Origin of the sequence: Caballeronia sp. INDeC2, assembly GCF_023631325.1 — a bacterium.
GTDB lineage: Bacteria > Pseudomonadota > Gammaproteobacteria > Burkholderiales > Burkholderiaceae > Caballeronia.
Window position 1 is genome coordinate 1 of sequence record NZ_JALQDG010000059.1, and the last position, 2,490, is coordinate 2,490.

At 56.9% G+C, this 2,490-nt stretch carries 2 protein-coding genes; both read right to left on the reverse strand.

What is annotated here, in order from left to right; all coding sequences use genetic code 11:
- A partial coding sequence (locus NCS28_RS33015; RefSeq protein WP_250517967.1) for a ParB/RepB/Spo0J family partition protein occupies window positions 1-665 on the reverse strand: 665 nt, incomplete at its 3' end.
- Complete coding sequence (locus NCS28_RS33020) at window positions 662-2,227, reverse strand: recombinase family protein (RefSeq protein ID WP_087752351.1); 1,566 nt, start codon at window positions 2,225-2,227, stop codon at window positions 662-664. The genes NCS28_RS33020 and NCS28_RS33015, both read right to left, overlap by 4 nt.
- Between the last annotated feature and the right edge of the window lie 263 nt (window positions 2,228-2,490).

Consider the following 2,490-nt stretch of genomic DNA (forward strand, 5'->3'; position numbering starts at 1 on the left):
CTGGTCATATTGTGTGCGGTGCTTCGTCCGAGTGCCTTTCTTCGCTCAATGACACGACGGGCGCTCATCAGTTGCTTGCCCCGCAATTTTCCCGATTCGTACGCCTCCTGGAGCGCGGCCTGTATCTGGGTATCGTCGTCGCCGGCTCCGACAATGATGAGGGCGGCATTCAGGGGAACGAGGCCTTTCTCCACCGCAACAACAAGTCTTTCTTCACCCTGATGCAGCAGCGTGAGGATGCCGTGAACGTAGGTCGCCGTGAGCCCTGTCTTTTCGGCGATGACCTTTGGCGCATATCCCTGTTCCTGCAATTGCCGAATGCCAGCGAGCCGTTCGAGAGGGCGACACTGCCTGCGCGCGATGTTTTCAGTCAGACTCATGACGAACGCGTCCTCGTCGCTGACGCTGACGACGAGCGCGGGGATGGTCGCCTCTCCAAGCGAGCGGAATGCCTTCAATCGGCCTTCGCCGCACACAAGAAGATATTTCTCTATGCCGCTGGTCGTCGCTCGCGGCGTCACCACGATGGGCTTTTTTAGGCCAATAGTCTTGATGTTATCGACGATTTCTTTGAAAACCCGACCATTCCGTTCTCGCGGATTGATAACTTCAATCTGCGCGACAGGGACCATCCGGATTTCTCCGGGCTGCTGCCGCGAATTCACGCTACTCTCCTGAGACGGGCGCGTTCGGCCATGCCATACAAGTAATCCAGTGTATCGAAGCGATAGCTCTCAAACTCGATGGGATTCTGGTCCGCTAGGTGAATGCGAGGCTGGCAAAAATCCAGATGTGGCAACAGGTAGTAGTCCAGCGTCGATTCGTTGGTCTGGTCGAGGCGCACGGCAACCGTGATGTCCGGCAGAAGACTGGTGTCGAAGCGCACCTTCCAGTGATTGCGACCATTGTCATGTGCCTGACAACGGGCGAGTACGATGCAGGCTGTGAACTCCTCGTTGACCGTCAGCAGGTCGGTTGCGGGGTCGCGTATCACTGTGCCACCCAAATCCGCGATTTTCGTTTCGGTTTGTGAGACGATTTGCGGATGGAGTTGCCGCAGGAAGCGGTTGGTTTCGATGTAACGGTAATCCCGGCCGGGTGTAAAACCAACGGTCTGATACGCGCGAATCAGACTGCCAAAACGGTACACGTAGACCGATGTGGATGGCATGCCATCGGTTTCATCAATCACGACACCAGAAAGAAATCCTCGACTTCGATACAGGCCGCGCAGCCGCTCGATTAATTCCTCGTTTGAATAGCGACGCGCCCGGGCTCTCATGATGCCTTGAGCCGTGTAGAACGTCTCGCTCGGAACAATTGCCTGAAACGCACCTTCTTTTCGAATCCACATATCAGGTGTGTTGGTCACACGCATCTTCTTCAGCTTGAACGACACACGGTTGTACACGTTATTGCCAATGTATTTCTCGTTGGTCAACACCTCGCGTACCGTGGCTCGTGTCCATTCCCGGTCGAGGTCAGTCCGAACGCGCATTCCGTTCAGACGCGCGGCGATTTCGTATTCGTCGAGCGACTCATCGATAAACCAGTCGTAAATCAGGTTGACCGTTCGCACCTCGCTTTCCGGCCCCGGCATGAGAATCACCCGGTCCGTCTGGAGGCTTTTATGTTCGCCGCGGTGCAATTCTGCTTTCATGAGGCCATGGTCATCGACTAACACGCGCCGCAATCCATAGCCTGCCGGCCCTCCTTGGCGGAACCCCATTTCAATCAAGCGGCACTGGCCTGCGAACACCTTAGCCGAGAGCTCCCGGCTGTATTCGCCAGCCATGGCCCGTTTCACGCCTTTGACGATGGTCGAGACCGGTGAGCCGTCGTTCTCAAACTGCTCGGCGCAGTACGCGACCTGGATGCCGGCGCGGCGGCAGATGTACTCGTAGTACGCGCTCTCGTCAGCATCCTGGAATCGCCCCCATCGACTCACGTCGTAAACAAGGATGACGCAAAAGTCAGCATTGCCATTGACGACATCAGAGATGAGATTTTGAAGCGCCTGCCGGCCGTCAATCCGTAGCCCGCTCTTACCCTCATCAGCATACGTACGGACAATTTGGAATCCGCGACGGGCAGCGTAGTCTCGAATCCGGTCGCGCTGATTCTCGGTGGAATACTGCTGGTGTTCGGTCGACATGCGTACATATTCCGCTGCGCGCCCGGCAGAAGAACTGGCGTCGACCGGCGCATCCGCGCTATTGAATGACATGCTCCACCCCGCAACTCAAACACGGACAGGCCGCACGCATCGGACGCAAGTGAACGCCCGATGCGAACTATCGAATGGTCGCGGTCGAAAGCGAACGGCGACAAGGCAAAGGTAGCAGGCTCGAAACCGATGCGTATCAAGTCATCTATTTGCAATCACGTCGGCGGCGCAGTTGGCGTAGACAGCACGGCGATGTGAACGGTCCACGCGTCCATTTTTGCAACGCCGGCGTCAGCCGCGCGAGACAGCAGGTAGAAGCCAGA